Origin of the sequence: Serratia sp. B501 (assembly GCF_051172315.1) — a bacterium.
Classification (GTDB): domain Bacteria; phylum Pseudomonadota; class Gammaproteobacteria; order Enterobacterales; family Enterobacteriaceae; genus Serratia; species Serratia ureilytica.
Window position 1 is genome coordinate 194,191 of the sequence record NZ_JBPIZB010000001.1, and the last position, 19,020, is coordinate 213,210.

At 57.5% G+C, this 19,020-nt stretch carries 18 protein-coding genes, 2 tRNA genes and 2 other RNA genes; 13 read left to right on the forward strand and 9 right to left on the reverse strand.

The annotated features are described in order from the left end of the window. Positions 1-17: 17 nt before the first annotated feature. A complete protein-coding gene (sdeA, locus tag ACSBQV_RS01080; RefSeq protein WP_099782650.1) occupies positions 18-1,205 on the reverse strand; it encodes a multidrug efflux RND transporter periplasmic adaptor subunit SdeA in 1,188 nt (395 codons plus the stop codon). Between the two features lie 297 nt (positions 1,206-1,502). On the opposite strand from sdeA, the gene ACSBQV_RS01085 reads away from it, so the two are divergent. Then, on the forward strand, positions 1,503-1,859 hold the full coding sequence (locus ACSBQV_RS01085) for a helix-turn-helix domain-containing protein (RefSeq protein WP_033642706.1): 357 nt from the start codon (positions 1,503-1,505) through the stop codon (positions 1,857-1,859). A 219-nt stretch (positions 1,860-2,078) separates the two neighbouring features. Here the strand turns inward: ACSBQV_RS01085 and ACSBQV_RS01090 are convergent. From ACSBQV_RS01090 to ACSBQV_RS01105, 4 genes are all read right to left on the reverse strand, one after another. Further along, positions 2,079-2,197, reverse strand: a non-coding RNA gene (locus ACSBQV_RS01090) — RtT sRNA. 46 nt (positions 2,198-2,243) lie between these two features. Next, positions 2,244-2,363: non-coding RNA, RtT sRNA (locus ACSBQV_RS01095), on the reverse strand. 46 nt (positions 2,364-2,409) lie between these two features. Next, positions 2,410-2,499: transfer RNA gene (locus tag ACSBQV_RS01100), tRNA-Ser, on the reverse strand. Between the two features lie 364 nt (positions 2,500-2,863). Further along, positions 2,864-2,953, reverse strand: a tRNA-Ser gene (locus ACSBQV_RS01105). Between the two features lie 446 nt (positions 2,954-3,399). Between ACSBQV_RS01105 and ACSBQV_RS01110 the strand changes: the two genes are divergently transcribed. From ACSBQV_RS01110 to ACSBQV_RS01135, 6 genes are all read left to right on the forward strand, one after another. Further along, the gene (locus tag ACSBQV_RS01110; RefSeq protein WP_099782648.1) at positions 3,400-4,866 is read left to right on the forward strand and encodes a peptide MFS transporter; all 1,467 of its coding nucleotides are present in this window, start codon (positions 3,400-3,402) and stop codon (positions 4,864-4,866) included. A gap of 127 nt (positions 4,867-4,993) precedes the next feature. Then, a complete protein-coding gene (ghrA, locus tag ACSBQV_RS01115; protein WP_099782646.1) occupies positions 4,994-5,935 on the forward strand; it encodes a glyoxylate/hydroxypyruvate reductase GhrA in 942 nt (313 codons plus the stop codon). A gap of 90 nt (positions 5,936-6,025) precedes the next feature. Further along, entirely contained in the window at positions 6,026-6,763 is a 738-nt protein-coding gene (locus tag ACSBQV_RS01120) for a phosphatase (protein ID WP_099782644.1), read from the forward strand. Between the two features lie 42 nt (positions 6,764-6,805). Then, entirely contained in the window at positions 6,806-7,384 is a 579-nt protein-coding gene (locus ACSBQV_RS01125) for a TorD/DmsD family molecular chaperone (RefSeq protein WP_046899285.1), read from the forward strand. Positions 7,385-7,533: 149 nt separating this feature from the next. Next, complete coding sequence (locus tag ACSBQV_RS01130) at positions 7,534-8,187, forward strand: tellurite resistance TerB family protein (protein WP_099782788.1); 654 nt, start codon at positions 7,534-7,536, stop codon at positions 8,185-8,187. A 68-nt stretch (positions 8,188-8,255) separates the two neighbouring features. Continuing rightward, entirely contained in the window at positions 8,256-10,289 is a 2,034-nt protein-coding gene (locus ACSBQV_RS01135; protein WP_099818190.1) for a S9 family peptidase, read from the forward strand. 35 nt (positions 10,290-10,324) lie between these two features. Here ACSBQV_RS01135 and exoX read toward each other — a convergent pair whose 3' ends face one another. Together exoX and ACSBQV_RS01145 are read right to left on the reverse strand one after the other, a co-directional pair. Continuing rightward, complete coding sequence (exoX, locus tag ACSBQV_RS01140; RefSeq protein WP_033644251.1) at positions 10,325-10,993, reverse strand: exodeoxyribonuclease X; 669 nt, start codon at positions 10,991-10,993, stop codon at positions 10,325-10,327. A 26-nt stretch (positions 10,994-11,019) separates the two neighbouring features. Further along, positions 11,020-11,766 carry a carbon-nitrogen hydrolase family protein gene (locus ACSBQV_RS01145; protein WP_099782638.1) on the reverse strand — a complete coding sequence of 249 codons (747 nt, stop codon included), beginning with the start codon at positions 11,764-11,766 and terminating at the stop codon, positions 11,020-11,022. Between the two features lie 369 nt (positions 11,767-12,135). Between ACSBQV_RS01145 and dksA the strand changes: the two genes are divergently transcribed. Together dksA and pip are read left to right on the forward strand one after the other, a co-directional pair. Continuing rightward, positions 12,136-12,561: an RNA polymerase-binding protein DksA gene (gene dksA / locus ACSBQV_RS01150; RefSeq protein WP_033652008.1), complete on the forward strand. Its 426-nt coding sequence runs from the start codon at positions 12,136-12,138 to the stop codon at positions 12,559-12,561. A gap of 177 nt (positions 12,562-12,738) precedes the next feature. Beyond that, entirely contained in the window at positions 12,739-13,692 is a 954-nt protein-coding gene (gene pip, locus ACSBQV_RS01155; RefSeq protein ID WP_089192588.1) for a prolyl aminopeptidase, read from the forward strand. Positions 13,693-13,723: 31 nt separating this feature from the next. On the opposite strand, the gene ACSBQV_RS01160 is transcribed toward pip, so the two are convergent. Then, positions 13,724-13,954 (reverse strand): DNA polymerase III subunit theta, encoded by a 231-nt coding sequence (locus tag ACSBQV_RS01160; protein ID WP_033642715.1) that lies wholly within the window; start codon positions 13,952-13,954, stop codon positions 13,724-13,726. 340 nt (positions 13,955-14,294) lie between these two features. On the opposite strand from ACSBQV_RS01160, the gene ftnA reads away from it, so the two are divergent. The 4 genes from ftnA to ACSBQV_RS01180 all read left to right on the forward strand — a co-directional run bounded on the left by ftnA (position 14,295) and on the right by ACSBQV_RS01180 (position 16,818). Further along, positions 14,295-14,813 (forward strand): non-heme ferritin, encoded by a 519-nt coding sequence (gene ftnA / locus ACSBQV_RS01165; protein WP_033642716.1) that lies wholly within the window; start codon positions 14,295-14,297, stop codon positions 14,811-14,813. 293 nt (positions 14,814-15,106) lie between these two features. Continuing rightward, positions 15,107-15,523 (forward strand): CopC domain-containing protein YobA, encoded by a 417-nt coding sequence (gene yobA, locus ACSBQV_RS01170; protein ID WP_046686875.1) that lies wholly within the window; start codon positions 15,107-15,109, stop codon positions 15,521-15,523. A 2-nt stretch (positions 15,524-15,525) separates the two neighbouring features. Then, complete coding sequence (gene copD, locus ACSBQV_RS01175; protein ID WP_099782636.1) at positions 15,526-16,407, forward strand: copper homeostasis membrane protein CopD; 882 nt, start codon at positions 15,526-15,528, stop codon at positions 16,405-16,407. 69 nt (positions 16,408-16,476) lie between these two features. Further along, a complete protein-coding gene (locus tag ACSBQV_RS01180) occupies positions 16,477-16,818 on the forward strand; it encodes a YebY family protein (RefSeq protein WP_016928154.1) in 342 nt (113 codons plus the stop codon). Between the two features lie 533 nt (positions 16,819-17,351). Here the strand turns inward: ACSBQV_RS01180 and ACSBQV_RS01185 are convergent. Next, positions 17,352-18,935: a P-loop ATPase, Sll1717 family gene (locus tag ACSBQV_RS01185; RefSeq protein WP_143557033.1), complete on the reverse strand. Its 1,584-nt coding sequence runs from the start codon at positions 18,933-18,935 to the stop codon at positions 17,352-17,354. Positions 18,936-19,020: the final 85 nt, after the last annotated feature.

A 19,020-nucleotide genomic window follows, 5' to 3' on the forward strand; every position in this document is an offset into this window, starting at 1 on the left:
AATTCTCTGCTGGGAGCTTAGTTAAGGGCGGAGGCGGTGGTGGTCATGGCGACGCTTTTCGCGTCGACCGGCATGCCCGGCATAAACACTTTCTGCATGCCGTCGACGATCACCCGATCGCCGTTCACCAGGCCTTTTTGCACAATGCGCAATCCTTCGGCCATCCGGCCTACGTCGATGTCGCGGCGCTGCGCCTTGCCGTCTTTATCGACGATGTAAACGAACTTGCGGTTCTGATCGGTCATCACCGCTTTGTCGTCGATCAGCATGGCGTTGAACTCGGCGCTGCCGGGCATCTGCACGCGGGCGAACAGCCCCGGCGTGAAGCGGCGATCGCGGTTGTCGAGCAGGGCGCGCATGCGGATGGTGCCGGTACCGGCGTTCAACTGATTGTCGGTGAAGTCCACCAGCCCCTGATGCGGAGTGCCGTCTTCGCCCACCAGGCCCACCTTCACCGGCAGACGCGCGTCGTGTCGGCCCTGCTGCTGATAGCGCAGGAAGGTCGCCTCATCCACGTCGAAATAGACGTAAACCTTATCGAGCGATACCAGCGTCGTCAGCACGCTGGCGCTGTCGCCGGCGGTGACCAGGTTGCCGGCGGTGATCATCGCGCGGCTGGCGCGCCCGTCGATCGGGGCGGTGACGCGGGTAAAGTCGAGATTAAGCTGCGCCATATCGAGCTGGGCCTGCGCCGCCAGCACGTTGCTTTGCGCCTGCGCGGCGGACGAACGGCGCTGTTCCCACACCTCTTGCGAGATGGCCTGAGTGCCGATCAGTTTCTCGGTTCGCGAAGATTCGCTGCGCGCCAGGGCTGCCTGATTGCGCGCCCGCACCAGCTCCGCCTGCGCCTGTTCGCGCGCGGCGCGGTAGGTGCGATCGTCAATGGTGAACAGCACCTGGCCTTTCTTCACCTCGTCGCCTTCGGTGTAGTTGACCCGCTCGATGTAGCCGGAAACCCGCGGGCGCAGCTGTACGCTTTGCACCGCTTCGACCCGGCCATTGAACGCATCCCACTGGCTGATCGGTTTGACCACCACGCTGGCGGCGCTGACCACCGGCGGCGGTGGCGGGGCGTTGTGCGCGACGCTGTTGTCACACCCGGCGAGCAGGGCGGCCAGCAGCGCCACCCCGGAGAGCCGCTGGCCCAGAGCGAAGGCGCGCGTGCGGCCGCCGGCGTTGAACGATGAGTTTGGTTGATTTGGCATTATTTTTATTCCGATAAGTAAGCGCTGTCTGGCCCCATACCCAGCCCTGTTTTCCGGGCTTTTCCCTTCATGCCGGCGTTCGGCGGAAGGGGCGTCGCGCTTTGTCATGGCGCAACGTTAGGTTTTGAAACATATTGGTGTCACATTAATGTATCAATATCGGTTACATTAATTGGGTGGAGTATAGAGGCGGCTTTCTGGTAAATGCAATAATAAAAATTGCATTTAAAGCGAAACTGTTGCAACGTATGCGCACTGGGCAGAGGGGGACCCTGCCGACATGATGGGAGCATCAGCATGAACACGACGGGTTTCATTACCGATTTGAAGACGTGGATCGACAACAATCTGGAAGAAAAACTGGATATCAACACCGTAGCGGACCGCGCGGGCTACTCCAAATGGCATCTGCAGCGCATGTTCAAGCGTCAGACCGGCTATGCGTTGGGGGAGTATATCCGCATGCAAAAACTGAAGGTGTCGGCGGAGCGCCTGGCCAATAGCGGCGAACCGATCGTCAGCGTGGCGATCTCGCTCGGCTTCGACTCACAGCAGTCGTTCAACCGCAGCTTCAAACGCCAGTTCGGCCAAACGCCGGGGGATTGGCGCCGCGCACTGGCGCAGCCGACGGCGGTGAGATGCACGCACCACTGAACGGTTTGGCAGTGGGAATAAAAAAGCCTGAATTTGCGTTCGGGCTTTTTTGTATGGCGGTAAGGGAGGGATTGATTCGCTGCGTTCACCCTGCGGCCCACGTTGGCGGTCCAAAACGCGGGCGTTTTGTCGAACCCTGTTGAGGATTCTCACCCTCCCGGCCGGTGCGCGATGCAAACAAAAAAGCCTGAACGCGAGTTCAGGCTTCTTCGTAGAATATGGCGGTGAGGGAGGGATTGATTCGCTGCGCTCACCCTGCGGCCCACGTTGGCGGTCCAAAACGCGGGCGTTTTGTCGAACCCTGTCGAGGATTCTCACCCTCCCGGTCGGTGCGCGATGCAAACAAAAAAGCCTGAACGCGAGTTCAGGCTTCTTCGTAGAATATGGCGGTGAGGGAGGGATAGATTCGCTGCGCTCACCCTGCGGGCCGCCGTTGGCGGTCCAAAACGCAGGCGTTTTGTCGAACCCTGTCGAGGATTCTCACCCTCCCGGTCGGTGCACTATGCATACAAAAAAGCCTGAACGCGAGTTCAGGCTTCTTCGTAGAATATGGCGGTGAGGGAGGGATTCGAACCCTCGATACACTTTCGCGTATACACACTTTCCAGGCGTGCTCCTTCAGCCACTCGGACACCTCACCATATTTTTTTGTTGCGAAATCATCGCTGCAACGGGGCGCTACTATAGGGAGTGGGGCCGATCCGGTCAAGAATAATTTCTGTGTTTTTGCTTGTCCGCTCAAGCCGTGTTCACTTTGTTGAAAACTGCGGCGAACTACACGTCAGAAGTCATGAAAGGGCGAGAAAATCAGAGAGGCGGTTCGAGGAGAACCGAGAAAAAGGGGAACCTCGGTAGCGTAAGGCGGGGAGGTGTTCGCGGCGGGCCGCCGTTGGCGGTTCAAAACGCAGGCGTTTTGTCGAACCCTGTCGAGGCTTCTCACCCCTCTCGGCGGTGCACCATGCAAAAAAAAGCCTGGACGCGAATCCAGGCTTTCTCTTTGAATTTGGCGGTGAGAGAGGGGTTCGAACCCTCGATACACTTTCGCGTATACACACTTTCCAGGCGTGCTCCTTCAGCCACTCAGACACCTCACCGTTTTGTTGCCGATAACGCCTTGCGCTGTCGACGGGCGCTAATGTAGGAGAATCTGATCTCAGCGTCAACCCTCTTATTTCATTCTCATGACTGTTTAGTCAAACTTGCAGCAATTTGCTGATTTACCGAACGATATCCTGACTCTCGGCCGCCGGCGGACAGGGCGGCAGCGAGCAAAATGCGTGAAAGCCGATTGTTTGACTTTTTTCTGCACAGATAGCTCAATATCTCGCCATTGAAGTTGGGTTGTTTGCTGTTATATGCATTAATACTGGATTATTAGTCAGATGTGTCGCTAAATGGAATCATGTCGGCGCGGCGTTTTTGGCAAGGAACATCACGTCGCCGCGCAGATTGCCGGGTGACAGGCCGGCGATACCGCAGACAGGGACAGACTCATTACATAATAATGCAGTAGAGGTTCGTTTTGACTCCTTCAGATGCCATGCCGGCGCCGCAAGCGCGCCATGCCATTCCCCCCGGCGCGGGGGCGCTGTTCTTCATCCAGATCTTCGCCACGCTGGGTTTCGCCGTGCTCTATTCCACGCTGGTGCTGTACGCCACCAAGCGATTGGGTTTCAACGAAAGCAGCGCCAATGCCATGATGGGCGTGTTCGGCGCCTTCAACTATGGCCTGCACATGTTCGGCGGCTATCTCGGCGGCCGTTTCCTCAGCAACCGCAACCTGTTCGTGCTCGGTATGGTGCTGCAGGTGTTCGGCTGCGCGCTGATTGCCGTCGCGGGCGTGTGGGGGTTGTACTGGGGGCTGGCGATGTTCCTGACCGGCAGCGGCCTCAACGTGACCTGCATCAATATGATGCTCACCCAGCGTTTCAAACCGGACGATGATCGGCGCGAATCGGCGTTCCTGTGGAATTACGCCGGCATGAACCTCGGGTTCTTCGTTGGCTTTACCGTGGCCGGGTATTACCAACTGACGGAAAACTATCGCGCGCTGTTCCTGTTCGCCACGCTGGGCAACGCGGCGGCGATCATCGTCGCCGTCTGTCGCTGGCGCATTCTGGCCGATCTCAATACGCCGCTGCACGACGCCAGCCGCAGCCAATACCGCTGGCGCATGCTGGCCGGGTTGGCGGTGCTGGTGGCGCTGGTGCCGATTATCCGCGTGATGCTGACCCATGCCGAGTTCAGCGGCCATTTCGTGATCGTGCTCGGCGCGCTGATCTTCCTGATGCTGTGCGTCGTGACGCTGCGCCACCATCCGCGCGATGAGCGCCGCAGAATGGCGGCCTATCTGATCCTGGCGCTGGGGTCGCTGGTGTTCTGGGCGCTGTATCAGCTGGCGCCGATGGGGCTGATGCTGTTCTCCGAGCACAACATCAATCTGAACGTTTACGGCATTCAGGTGGCGCCGCAGTGGATCCAGAACATCAACACGCTGGTGATCGTGGTGGGCGGCCCGCTGCTGGCCTGGTGGTTCAACCGCCTGCGCGCTCGCGGCTGCAACATCGACATTCCGCTGCAGTTCTCCGGATCGCTGTTCTGCATCGGGCTCGGCATGCTGGTGCTGCCGCTGGGCATCAGCATGGCGGGCGGCGACGGGCTGGTGGCATTCAAATGGATCGTCATCAGCTATGTGCTGCAAAGCGTCGGTGAATTGATGATCTCGCCGATCGGTTACGCGATGATCGGCAAGCTGGCGCCGCCGCGCTATCAGGGCGTGATGATGGGCTGCTGGATGATGGTGACCGGCGTCGCTTCGGTGTTGGCGGGCTACGTATCCGGCCTGATGCCGGAAAACAGCGGCAGCACGCCGCTGCAAACCAATCCCGGCTACAGCGAAATCTTCAGCGCGCTGGGTTGGGGGGCGACGGGCGTCGGCGTGGCGATGCTGATTTTAATTCCGCTGTTGCGGCGTCTTATCCGGCGCGACGGCGCGTCTGCCGCCTGATTTTGCGAACATGCACAACAGCCCCACTGGTCGGGGCTGTTTTTATTTTGGGCTTTAACGCTTGCATCCGGCGATGAATCGCGGAAGGCTGAAGGAAAACCAATAAAAACAAACGGGAGCCCGCAGTATGAACATCATCTATTACCATCCCTTATTTAACGCCCAGGAATGGCTGACCGGCATCAAGCAACGCCTGCCGCAGGCCGAGATCCGCGAATGGCAGCGCGGCGACGAGCGGCCGGCGGATTACGCGCTGGTATGGCGCCCGCCGCACGAGATGTTAGCCAACCGCCGCGATCTGAAAGCGGTGTTCGCCCTCGGCGCCGGCGTCGACGCCATTCTCGATCAGGAGCGCAAACACCCCGGCACGCTGCCCGCCGGCGTGCCGCTGCTGCGGCTGGAGGATACCGGCATGGCGCAGCAGATGCAGGAATATGCGCTGAGCTATGTGCTGCGCTATTTCCGCCGTTTCGACGAGTATCAGGCGTTGCAGCAGCGGCAGGAATGGCAGCCGCTCGATCCGCACTCACTGGATGATTTCACCATCGGCATCCTCGGCGCCGGCGTGCTGGGGCAGAGCGTGGCGCGCAAGCTGACCGAGTTTGGCTTTAGCGTGCGCTGCTGGAGCCGCAGCGCCAAACAGATTGACGGCGTGCAAAGCTTCGCCGGGGAGGCTCAGCGCGCGGCCTTCCTCGACGGCGTCAAACTGCTGATCAACCTGCTGCCCAATACGCCGGAGACCGTTGGCATCCTCAACCGCGAGCTGTTCGCGCAGTTGAGCGCGGGCGCCTACCTCATCAACATCGCGCGCGGCGCGCACCTGGTGGAAGCCGATCTGCTGGCGGCGTTGGAACAGGGGCAACTGGCCGCCGCCACGCTGGACGTGTTCGTCCGCGAGCCGCTGCCGCAGGATCACCCGTTCTGGCGTCATCCGCGTGTCACCATTACCCCGCATATTGCTGCCATCACGTTGCCGCAGCAGGCGATGGATCAGATCGCCGCCAACATTCGCGCGCTGGAGGCGGGGCATACCCCTGCCGGCGTGGTCGACAGGCAACGGGGGTACTGATCCTTCAGCCGCCGTTCGGTAACTGATAAGCTGACACCGTCATCGCGCCCGCCCGCACCGCTGCGGGTGGGCCCTCTGGAAGGAGAAACAATGTACCCCGTTGATTTGCATATGCACACCGTCGCCAGCACGCACGCTTACAGCACGCTGCACGATTACATCGCCGAAGCCCGGCAGAAGGGCATCAAGCTGTTCGCCATCACCGATCACGGCCCGGACATGGCCGATGCGCCGCACTACTGGCACTTTATGAACATGCACGTGTGGCCGCGCCGGGTGAACGGCGTGGGCATCTTGCGCGGCATCGAAGCCAACATCAAAAACCTGCAGGGCGACATCGACTGCACCGGCCCGATGCTGACGGCCACCGACGTGATCATCGCCGGTTTCCATGAGCCGGTGTTTGCGCCGCAGGATAAAGCGTCCAATACTGAAGCGATGATCGCCGCGATGGCGCAGGGGGACGTGCATATCATCAGCCACCCCGGCAACCCGCGTTATCCGATCGACATTCCCGCCGTCGCGGCGGCGGCGGCCAAATACGAGGTGGCGCTGGAGCTGAATAACTCGTCGTTCACCCACTCCCGCAAGGGCAGCGAGGCCAACTGTCGGGCGATCGCCGCCGCGGTGCGCGACGCCGGCGGCTGGCTGGCGCTGGGCTCGGATTCGCACGTCGCCTTTTCGCTGGGTAACTTTGAGCACTGCGAGCGCATTATCGAAGAGGTGGGCTTCCCGCAGGAGCGTATTCTCAACGTCAGCCCGCGCCGGCTGCTGGATTTTCTCGAGCGGCGCGGCAAGCCGGCGATTGCGGAATTGGCCGATTTGTGACATCGTCCCGGCAAAATTTTCCGTATTGAATAAGGCTTTATCATGAATGAGTTTTCGATTGTCTGCCGCGTGCTGGGTACGCTGTTCTACCGCCAGCCGCAGGATCCGCTGTTGGTGCCGCTGTTCGCGCTGATTAAAGAGGGCAAGCTGCAGCAGCACTGGCCGCTGGAGCAGGATGACCTGCTGAAGCGCCTGCAGCAGGGCGGCGACGTCAACCAACTGGCGACCGACTTCAATGCGATGTTCGTCGGCAGCGAATGCAGCGTGCCGCCGTTCCGCTCCGACTATGTTGAAGGCGCAAGCGAGGCTGAAGTGCGCGCCTTCCTGCAGCAGCGCGGCATGCCTCTGGCTGAGGCGCCGGCCGACCATTTCGGCCAGCTGCTGCTGGCGGCATCCTGGCTGGAAGATCAGTCGCAGGAAGATGAAGCGCAGGCGCAGATCGCGCTATTCGACGAGTTCCTGCTGCCGTGGTGCGGCCGCTTCCTCGGCAAAGTGGAAGCGCACGCCACCACCGGTTTCTACCGCACGCTGGCGCTGATGACCCGCGATGCCATCCAGGCGATGCGCGACGAGCTGGCCGAGTACGAGCAGGACGATGAAGCGGGCGACGAAGACGCGTAACGCCGCAGCCATCCAGGCGGGCCACCCGGCCCGCTAAACACAGGTTTGCATCCCCCAGACGTAAATTGACAAAAGATCCCCTAATCTGGCGGTTTACCGTCGGTTCGGCCGCGCCTGCGCGCCGCGTTTTCTCACGCAAGGGGTAGATGATGAAAAGTAACTGGATGCAGCAGATTCAAACGTTGATCGGGCAGAAGGCCGGCGCGATGGGCGGGGCAGAAGGCATCGGCAAACTGCTGGCGCCCACGGCGCTGGGCGGCCTGGTCGGCGTGCTGTTGGCCAACAAATCTTCGCGCAAGCTGGTGGGTAAGTTCGGCAAGAATGCGCTGATTATCGGCGGCAGCGCGGCGGTGGGCGCGGTGCTGTGGAACAAGTACAAGCAGCGGGTGAAAGAGACCCATCAGGACGAACCGCAGTTCGGTATGCAAACCACGCCGGTGGATCTGCGCGCCAAGCGTTTGGTGCAGGCGCTGGTGTTCGCCGCCAAGAGCGACGGCCATATCGATGCCGACGAGCAGCGCGCCATCGATCACAGCCTGGCGCAACTGCAGGTGGGGGAAGAGGCGCAGGGCTGGGTGCAGGAAGCGCTCGACCAGCCGCTCAACCCGGAGTTAATCGCCCGCAGCGTGCAAAACGAAGACGAGGCGCTGGAGGTTTATTACCTGAGTTGTCTGGTGATCGACGTCGATCACTTTATGGAGCGTGGCTATCTTGATGCGCTGGCGCAGGCGCTGAAGATCCCGGCGGACGTCAAGCAGGGCATCGAGAGCGACGTCAACGAGAAAAAGCGCGAGCTGGCGTAGCGCCGCTTGGCAAGCCGGGGGGAATCGTGTCACTCTTGCCGCAATCTATGTAAGCGGATGATTTAGCAATGATGACCCCACCAAAAGCGGAAAAACGCCCTTATCCCATCACCATCCACGGCGACACGCGCGTGGATGACTACTACTGGCTGCGCGACGACGAGCGCGCAGACCGTCAGGTGCTGGACTACCTGCAGGCGGAGAACGCCTACACCGATGCGATGCTGAAGCCGCAGCAGGCGCTGCGCGAAACCCTGTACGAAGAGATGGTGGCGCGCATCCCGCAGCAGGAACATTCGGTGCCTTACGTGCGTCACGGCTATCGTTATCAGACGCGCTACGAGCCGGGTAACGAATACGCGATTTATGTGCGCCAGCCGCAGGCCGAGAGCGAGCGGTGGGATGTGCTTATCGACGGCAACCAGCGCGCCGAGAACCACGAGTTTTACACCCTGGGCGGACTGGACGTCAGCCCCGACAACCAGCGGCTGGGGGTGGCGGAGGATTTCCTGTCGCGCCGCCAGTATGACATTCGTTTCAAGAACCTGGCCGACGGCAGCTGGGCCGACGAAGTGCTGGAAAACACCTCCGGCAGCTTCGAGTGGGCCAACGACTCCTCGACGGTGTACTACGTGCGCAAGCACGCCAAGACGCTGTTGCCGTATCAGGTTTATCGCCACGTGGTGGGCAGCGATCCGCAGCAGGACGAGCTGATTTACGAAGAGCTGGACGATACCTTTTACGTCGGGCTGGAGAAGACCACCTCCGAGCGCTTTATTCTGATCCACCTGAGCAGCACCACCACCTCGGAGATCCTGCTGCTGGACGCCGATCGGGCGGACGCCAAGCCGCAGCTGTTCGTGCCGCGCCGCAAGGATCACGAGTACGCCATCGATCACTATCACCAGCATTTCTATATCCGCTCCAACAAGGACGGCAAGAACTTCGGCCTGTACCAGAGCGAGCAGGCGGACGAAGCGCAGTGGCAGACGCTGATCGCCCCGCGCGCCGACGTGATGCTGGAGGGCTTCAGCCTGTTCCGTGATTGGTTAGTGGTGGAAGAGCGCAATGCCGGCCTGACGCTGCTGCGCCAGATCCACTGGCAAAGCGGCGAAGAGAAGCGCATCGCCTTCGACGATCCGACCTACACCACCTGGCTGGCGTATAACCCGGATCCGGAAACCGCGCTGTTGCGCTACGGCTATTCGTCGATGACCACCCCGACCACGCTGTACGAGCTGAACATGGACAGCGGCGAGCGGACGATGCTCAAACAGCAGGAAGTGAAGAATTTCACGCCGGACAACTACCGCAGCGAGCGGGTGTGGGTGAAGGCGCGCGACGGCGTCGAGGTGCCGGTTTCGTTGGTGTATCGCCAGGACAGCTTCCAGCGCGGCGCCAACCCGCTGATGGTGTATGGCTACGGCTCTTACGGCAGCAGCATGGATCCAGCGTTCAGCGCCAGCCGCCTGAGCCTGCTGGATCGCGGTTTCGTGTTCGCGCTGGCGCACATTCGTGGCGGCGGCGAGCTGGGGCAGCTGTGGTATGAAGACGGCAAGCTGCTCAACAAGCAGAACACCTTCAACGACTTTATCGACGTGACCGAAACGCTGGTCGCCCAGGGGTACGGCGACGGCAAGCGGGTGTTCGCGATGGGCGGCAGCGCGGGCGGCCTGCTGATGGGCGCGGTGATCAACCAGGCGCCGCAGCTGTTCCACGGCGTGGTGGCGCAGGTGCCGTTCGTCGACGTGGTGACCACCATGCTGGATGAGTCCATTCCGCTGACCACCGGCGAATACGACGAGTGGGGCAACCCGAACGAGCAGGCCTATTACGACTACATCAAGCAGTACAGCCCGTACGATCAGGTGAAAGCGCAGGAGTACCCGCATCTGCTGGTGACCACCGGCCTGCACGATTCGCAGGTGCAGTATTGGGAGCCGGCCAAGTGGGTGGCCAAGCTGCGCGAACTGAAAACCGACGATCGGCAGCTGCTGCTGTATACCGACATGGATGCCGGCCACGGCGGCAAATCCGGCCGCTTCAAGGCCTATGAGGATATTGCGTTGGAGTACGCCTTCATTCTGGCGCTGGCGGAATAATAGCGTTCGGCGGGCGGCCTGCGCCGCCCGCCGTGTTAGCCAATCAGATAGTATTTCAGCGTGTGTTTCATGTCCGGGCTCAGATCGTCGATGGATTTCAGCATCCAGCGCAGATAGCCGGGGTCTTCCTGGGCGATGCGATCGATCTCCTGCCCGCGATACTTGCCGAACTTGAACTTCTTCAGCAGCACCGGCTGTTCGGTGATCTGCACCATTTGCTCCGGCGTCCAGCCCGAATCCTTGATGATGCGTTGCAGCAGCGCGGCGGTGACGTAGCAGTCATACAGCGCGCGGTGCGGGTACAGCGTGGCGTCTGCCGGCAACTGCACGTCCAGATTCAGCGCGTAGCGCAGATACTGGTTGCCGTACTTGATGTCCGGATACAGCGTGCGCGCCAGCTTGAGGGTGCAGATCCAGGCGCCGTTCATCTCCGGCAACACCCCGCGATCAAAGGCGGCGTTGTGCGCCACGTAGTAGGGGCTGCCCTGATAGCGGCCGATCGCCACCGCAATGCGCGGTTTGCCTTCCACCATCTGTTCGGTGATGTGATGAATAGCCATCGCGTCGAGGCTGATGGGGCGGTCCGGGCTGATCAGGTCGCTCATCGGGTTGGTCAATTGGCCGTCGAGCAGATCGAGGGAGGCCACTTCCACCACGCCGCCGTCCAGCCCGCAGGTCTCGGTATCTATTACGCGTAACGTCATGCTTTCCTCCGCGTTGCCGTCAGGCTTCAGCTTAACCGGCACAGGCGGCCGTGCCAACCGTCGCGGGTCCTGTCGGCGATGATAAGACCAGGGGCGTCATCCGGCGCGGCAACCAAAAGCGCTCCCGTTTCATCCCAGATGGCGCTGCGGCCTGCCGGGATCCAGCCTCCAGTCGGCGCCGCATGGTTGGCCATCAGCGTGACCATGCCATAACGACGGGCATAGCCTGCCAGCGCGGCGCTGTCTTTCGCGTAACCGGCTTCAGATACCAGCACGCCGGCGGCATAAATCTGCGCACCCGCCAGCGCGGCGGCGCTTGCGTGGCCGGGTTGCGAGGTGTCGGCGCAGATAGCCAGCGCGATGCGTTGCCGATGTATTTCCAGCAGCGTGCCGCCATTACCGGGCAAGAACCGTTGCTGTTCCGCGCCGTGCAGATGTTGCTTGGTATAGGCGGCCACCGCGCCGTTGGGGGGAAAGATCAAGGCGGCGATATGCAGCGCCTGGCCGCTGCGCAAGGGCGCGCCGACGATGATCGTCATCTGATGCGATTGCGCCGCCGCAGCGAGCGGTTGCAGACGCGGATCGCCCAGCGTCAGCGCCAGTTCGGCGGCATCGGCCAGCTCATAGCCGCTTAGCGACAGTTCGGGAAAAACCAGCAGTTGCACCTGCTGTTCGGCTGCCTGCGCGACAAATTCAAGGTGACGTTCAAGGTTGCAGGCGATATTGGCCGCAGCGGCGGGGTATTGGGCTGCGGCGAGGGTAAAGCACGGCATTGGCCATCTCTCCAGTGAGGCAATAAAAAACCCGCCTTGGCGGGTTTAATGACGGATGGAAGGACGCTTACTCACCAGACGGATGCGCTTTTTTGGCGCGTTTCTCCGCACGTTTCTCGGCTGGGGTTTTCAACGGCTTCTTCTTCGCATTTTTTTTGCTATCCATTCCCTTACTCATGATGGCCTCTCGTTACCTATGATTGGGTGGCTTGCTCAGCCATTAACCGCCTAAAGCCGACAGGATGCAAGCGACAAAGTGCAAGTAGTATGTAACCTGCTGTTTGCACGTGAAATTTTGTTTTTGGATGACCGGGTGCTTAAAATATTTATTATGTTATAATATTACACCTTTAGGGTTCGGAGAACGCAATGACAGTGATGACATTACCGGATGCGCAGCAACTGCTGGCCATGCCGGATTCTGATTACATGAACTCGGTTCAACGGGCTTTTTTCCGCCAGCTGCTGCAGGATGAGCGGCAAAAACTGCTGTTGCACATCGATGAGCTGAAGAAGGCGATCGACAGCGGCGAAGCGACGGGCGATGAAGCCGACAAGGCGGCGCGCGAAGAAGAGCTGCGCCTGTTGTTCCGCCAGTTGGATCGCGAAAGCCGCCTGCTGCCGAAAATCGATGCGGCGCTGGCGCGGTTGCAGAACGGCGAATACGGCTACTGCCGGGAAACCGGCGAACCCATCGGCTTGGCACGCCTGATGTTGCGCCCGACGGCGGAACTGAGCATCGAGGCGAAAACCGCACAGGAGATGCGCGAGCCGCATATGCGTAAAGGTGTGTAGGCGTAACAAGGCGTGAACTGATCGGGCCTGTGGGTGTTTTGCAGGCGGGTCGTTGCGATTTTGAGCAAACGCGCGCCGAGTTCCCGGCGCGCGTTCGAGTTTTCAGGTTTTACCGTTGACCTGCCGGGCGGCTTCCGCTTTGATGAAAGCATGACTCACAGAGAGACGGAAAGCGCCATGGAACAATTACGAGGTTTGTACCCGCCGTTAGCGGCATACGACAGCGGTTGGCTGGACACTGGGGATGGCCACCGGATCTACTGGGAGCTGAGCGGCAACCCGAACGGTAAACCGGCGGTCTTCATTCATGGCGGGCCGGGCGGCGGCATCTCTGCGCATCATCGCCAGCTGTTCGATCCCGAGCGCTACAAGGTGCTGCTGTTCGATCAGCGCGGCTGTGGCCGCTCCCGTCCGCACGCCAGCCTGGACAACAACACCACCTGGCATTTGGTGGCCGATATCGAGCGGCTGCGCGAAATGGCCGGCGTCGAGCAGTGGCTGGTGTTCGGCGGCTCCTGGGGATCTACGTTGGCGCTCGCCTATGCGCAGACCCACCCGGCGCGCGTCAGTGAAATGGTGCTGCGCGGTATCTTTACCCTGCGCAAGCAGGAGCTGCATTGGTATTACCAGGACGGCGCTTCGCGCTTCTTCCCGGACAAGTGGGAGCGCGTGCTGTCCATTCTGTCGGATGACGAGCGCAAAGACGTGATTGCCGCCTATCGGCAGCGGCTGACTTCAGCCGATCCGCAGGTGCAGCTCGAAGCGGCCAAACTGTGGAGCGTGTGGGAAGGGGAAACGGTGACGCTGTTGCCAAGCCGTGAATCCGCTTCGTTCGGCGAGGATGATTTCGCGCTGGCGTTCGCCCGCATTGAAAACCACTACTTCACGCATTTGGGGTTCCTGGAGAGCGATGACCAACTGCTGCGCAACGTGCCGCTGATCCGCCATATCCCGGCGGTGATCGTCCACGGCCGCTATGACATGGCCTGCCAGGTGCAGAACGCTTGGGATCTGGCCAAGGCCTGGCCGGAGGCGGAGCTGCATATCGTGGAAGGGGCGGGGCATTCGTTTGATGAACCGGGCATTTTGCACCAGCTGATGATCGCCACCGATCGATTCGCCGGCAAGTGACACGAAAAACCCGCCGTAACGGCGGGTTTTGTTATTTGGCCTTCGGTTCGTAAGGCAGACGCGAAAACTTGTGGGATTCCGCGCGGTAGTGCGCCACGCGCTCGCGAAAATAGTCGCGCAGCGGCTCCGGCTGTTCGCGCTCCACCACTTCCGGGATCACCGGCATGTTGTAACGCTCTTTGTACGCCACGCCTGAGGCGGCGAGATCCACATTCACCCTGTCCATTTCTTCTTTGGACAACTCGGCCAGATTGTAACCCACCTTATGCTCCTTACTTTGCCGCATTGAATCTGCGCAGAAGGTAATCCACCCGGCGGCGCTTGGCAAGCCCGTTGCGCCGCGGCGGCGGGCGATATTTATCCAAGAGTAATGCAATCTATTTATTCTTTTAAATAAGAATGATTCGCTTTTTGATTAAAATAAAAGATCTAAATAATTCTCATGTTAATTACCAATAATTTTATGATATTTTAACTTATTGATATAATTTGTTTTTGTAATTGATTTGGTTTGAATGTAAATAAGGTGTTTTTATTTTTACGGCGACAGGGCATAATGCGCGAAAATTAAATTCATGACCTGCAAAATAAAAGGAATCATTATGCTGACGCAAGAAATGACTCAAAAGCTGAATGAGCAACTGAATCTGGAGTTCTACTCCGCCAACCTGTATCTGCAGATGAGCGCATGGTGCAGCGACAAAGGCTTTGAAGGCGCCGCCGCATTTCTTAAAGAGCACTCTCAGGAAGAGATGCAGCATATGCAACGTCTGTTCGACTACCTGAGCGACACCGGCTCTCTGCCGCTGCTGGGCACTATCGCGGCCCCGCCGGTGGCGTTTGAGTCGCTGGCGGACGTGTTCGAACAGACCTACGAACACGAGAAGCTGATCACCCGTCAGATCAACGAGCTGGCGCACGCGGCAATGTCCTCGCACGATTACTCCACCTTCAACTTCCTGCAATGGTACGTGGCGGAGCAGCACGAAGAAGAGAAACTGTTCAAATCCGTGCTGGATAAGCTGGCGCTGGTGGGCACCAGCGGCAAAGGCCTGTTCTTCATCGACAAAGACCTGAAGAAAATGGGCGCGATGGGCCAGGGCGGCAACGGCCAGGCCTGATCCCTGACTGAACATTGAAAAACCGCGCGCGGGGCAAACCCGACGCGTGGTTTTTTTTACCCTGCGTTTATCGCGGTTATGCGGCGATACGTGCTGCCGGATCGCAAAATGCCAGTGATGCGCTCGACTTGCTGAGGCGTGCTCGCTATGATTTACCGCGATACGCTACAGGGATGGTAGAGTCAAAACAGCGGGTTAGCCGATACAACCCGTTTTTCTGTTTACCCGTGGCGCAATCATTTGCGGTGGGTTGGGGCCGCTGATACATCGCCTTGGCTGTGGCCTTAACCCTTATGACCCTCTTTATATTGTTAAGGGATACCACTGTGATCGGTAAAATTCGTTCCTCCTGTCGCCTGCTTTCCACCGTTTTCGTCCTGTTCGTTGGCCTGTCTTCACAGCAAGCGTTAGCGCACGCTCACCTGAAAGTGGAAACGCCGAAGGCCGACGCCAGCGTCAGCCCGGCGCCGAAGGCGCTGACTCTCAGCTTCTCCGAAGGCATCGAGCCGAACTTCAGCGGCGTGAAAATCACCGGCCCGGATAACGCCGTGGTGAAAACCGGCAAGCTGCAGCTCGATCCGAACAACAACACCCAGGTCAACGTGCCGATCGAAGGCGAGCTGAGCGCGGGCAAATACAACGTCAGCTGGCATGTGGTGTCGGTCGACGGGCATAAAACCAAAGGCCAGTACAGCTTCACCGTAAACTGATCGTGAGTCTGGCGACCCTGTTCGTTCTGTGTCGCTTGGTGCACTTTGCGGCGGTGATGCTGATGTTTGGCATCAGTCTGTTCACCGCCTTATTGGCACCGCAGCGCCTTTCCCCGATCCTCTCCCGCGATGTGCGTCCGCTGCTGCTTGCCGGTACCTGGGCTGCCGGGCTTTCCGCCGTGGCGCTGCTGGCCATTCAGGCCGGGCAGATGGGCGACGGTTGGCAAGACGCCTGGCGGCTGGAGGTTTGGTGGGCGGTGCTCGGCACCACCTTCGGCGAAGTGTGGCGCTGGCATCTGGGCCTGTCGCTGCTGGCGATCCTGAGCCTGCTGCTGCCGGAACGGCCGCGCGCGCAGGCAGTGGCGCTGTGCTCAGCGCTGCTGCTGGTGAGCCTGGCGTTCATCGGCCACGCGGCGATGCACGAAGGCGCGCTGGGCGCGCTGCACCGCGCCAACCATGCGGTGCACCTGCTGGCCGCCGGTTACTGGTTCGGCAGCCTGGCGCCGCTGCTGGTCTGCCTGCGCTACCTGCAGCCGCCGCAATGGCGCAGCGACGCCATTACCACGCTGATCCGTTTCTCGCGCTGGGGGCACCTGGCGGTGGCGGCGGTGATTGTTACCGGCATCGTCAACAGCCTGATCATACTCGGCGGTTGGCCGCTTAATCTCAGCTCGCCTTATCAGCGCCTGCTGCTGATCAAAACCGCGCTGGTGGCGCTGATGGTGATGGTGGCGCTGGCCAATCGCTACGCCATCGTGCCGGCGATGAGCCGCGTACCGGCGCTGGCGCAGCGCGGGGTGGTGCTGGCCTGCTGGCTCGAAGTCGGGCTGGGGATGGCGGTGCTGCTGCTGGTCAGTTTATTTGCAACCTATGCGCCGGTTTGACATTTCAGCTTGCCGCAGGCCGGCAAGCTGCGGGAAAATCGACGCGAATAGCAACCTTAAGGCCATCACATGAAATCGGTATTACTCGGCATTACGCTGCTGGCAACCGCGACCGGCGCGCTGGCGGCAGACAAACTGGTTAACATCACCAAACTGGAGTACGGCAAACAGTGGGCGTTCACCAAGGAAGAGGTGACGCTGCAGTGCCGCAGCGGCGGCGCGCTGTTCGTGCTGAATAACAGCACCCTGATGCAATATCCGCTCAACGACGCGGCGGAGCAGCAGGTGAAGAAGGGCCATCAGCGCGCACAGCCGCTGGACGTGATCCTGCTGGACGATCCCGCTGAACCGGGGAAGAAAATGAGCATGGCGCCGTTTATCGAACGCGCCGAGAAGCTGTGTGCTGACTAACCGCTTGTTTGCCAACGCCTTGCCCAGCGCGCGCAGATTGATGCGCATTTGCCGCATAGTTATTTCGTCACGAAACTATCACGCGGCCGCCGGGCGGCTGGCAAAACTGGCGCGGTAGGCTACTCTTAAAGTGCACGGCTGAACAAGCCCTGCATTAAATGCCAACTTTTAGCGCACGGCTCTCTCCCAAGAGCCATTTCCCTAGACCGAATATAGGAATCGTATTCGGTCTTTTTTTGTGTGATTGATTTATAATGGAAAATTTCACCCATCCACGAAAAAACACGAAATTCCCACGAATTTTGATAGTCGGTCTTTTTTTTCGTCACAACAGAATGAACTCCTTTCTACGGGTATCCAGGTGCTTCTGTGTCATCCTATGGCCAAGCAGTTTTTGAGTGAACTCTTTCTCTGGCGGCAGTCGACCATGCTTCTCTTTCTCTAGAATAAAACTCTTCTGTTAAAATTTAAATTAAAATGCTCTAAGAATAAACATTGGGGAATCCCCCCCAATGTTTATTCTATAGTGAAAACTATTCCCTGATCGTTGGTTTTCCGATGTCTAATGCCTTTGCAATGCCAGGGTGTATGATGTAAATACACCCTTTTTTTATTTTTGGCATTACATTCATTGCATTTCTTTCACGATAAGACCAGTGGTAAAAGTTATTATTTTCCTCTGCTATTCTTTCTTTGTAACCAATAACGTTAACGTCATACCAAAATTGCAAGAAGGAAGCATAATCGGTAGTGATGTTCGGCGCTCCTTTAATCTCATCACCAAGTTTTATACTGAATTTATTATACGCTTCCTCGAATTCTTCTTCGGTGAAATTACTCTTTCCGTCAAAATGCTGGAAAAATGATATGAGAATGTCGAATTGGCTATTTGATATATAATAGTTTGAGTAATTTTTAACTTCACCAAGGAGATATTGGGAGTAAAGCTTAGTGAACTCAGGGCTGTGAATGTCTTGCCCAGTAAAAAGCTCAGAGCCTTTCCTACCATTTTTCTTATATAACCCTATGAGGATTTTAATTGCGGAGAAAATATCGCGAGGTCTTTGGTATGATATTCTCAATAGCTTTCTATATGATTTGTTTCTATTGGGTAGTGAAGTGTCTTGAAAATAATCCTCCCATCCGAATTTACCATCGTTTTGTGAATTAAAATATTTGTCAGACATTTTGTAAAGGTCAGAGTGCTTATAACCAAGTCTAGAGGAACCCCAATCGAAGATTACAGAGTTATCAGTTAACTTGCAGTTTGAATTGTGCAAGTTTAATGAATCAAATACATCTGGACGAAGAAGTAAAACAACCCTTGGTTTCTTTGATGAGTGTTTAAAATTCGAAAAGAAATCTTTATTCAAACTCCATGCGGCTTCAGCTAGCCCTGCTATGCATTTCTGATATTCTATAAACTCTATCCCACCGGGTTTCGCATCAATACCATCGAGAAATAATACAACTTGTTTGTTTAGCTTAAGGTCGTAAAGACTGTTTTTAAGAACTTTCTCACATTCAAGCAAGGAGGCTTTTATTGATGTTTGGGTTGTTTTAACTGAATTTGTCTCACTGGATTCTAACGCAAGTTTAAATGCCTCTGGAAGATTGGCTGATATCTTTCCTCCCTCCGTTAGTGAGGTTGCGAATTCTATAACATACTCTAACTCAGGAATGTGAGCATCCTTATCGTAGGTTGTTATGGCTGACTGTAATTTGTTGAATTTTTTAGTTAGGCTATGATACCAACGCTTCCTTTTTTCAATTATAAGTTTGCAGATTAAGTAAAGTATTGTAGCTCGCCAAATAATGGGGTAGTCAGTGTACGCCAATTTTCCTGATGTTTTTAAATTGATAAATCTAGTATATTGCGCTTCGGAAATTGGTAATAACTTTGCATTGATGTCATTAGGCTCATTATTTTGTATATGAAAAGCTAAAGCTGTTTTTCCAGTTCCTTTTTCACCAACAAAATAGTAGCAGTTTTCTTCACAAGCCTTATCAGAGAAACTTGTTGATAAATATGATTCTTTAAAGAAATTTTTCTTTTCAGAGGATGTATAATCAATGGCGTCAACAGATGGTATTATTAGATTGCTAATATTTCTCATTTTTAATAATAATCTCCAGTGGTTTTTATCTTGGCAAGGTTAAATCTTAGTCATGTTATCATAAAGAAAGTTACATGCCATATTA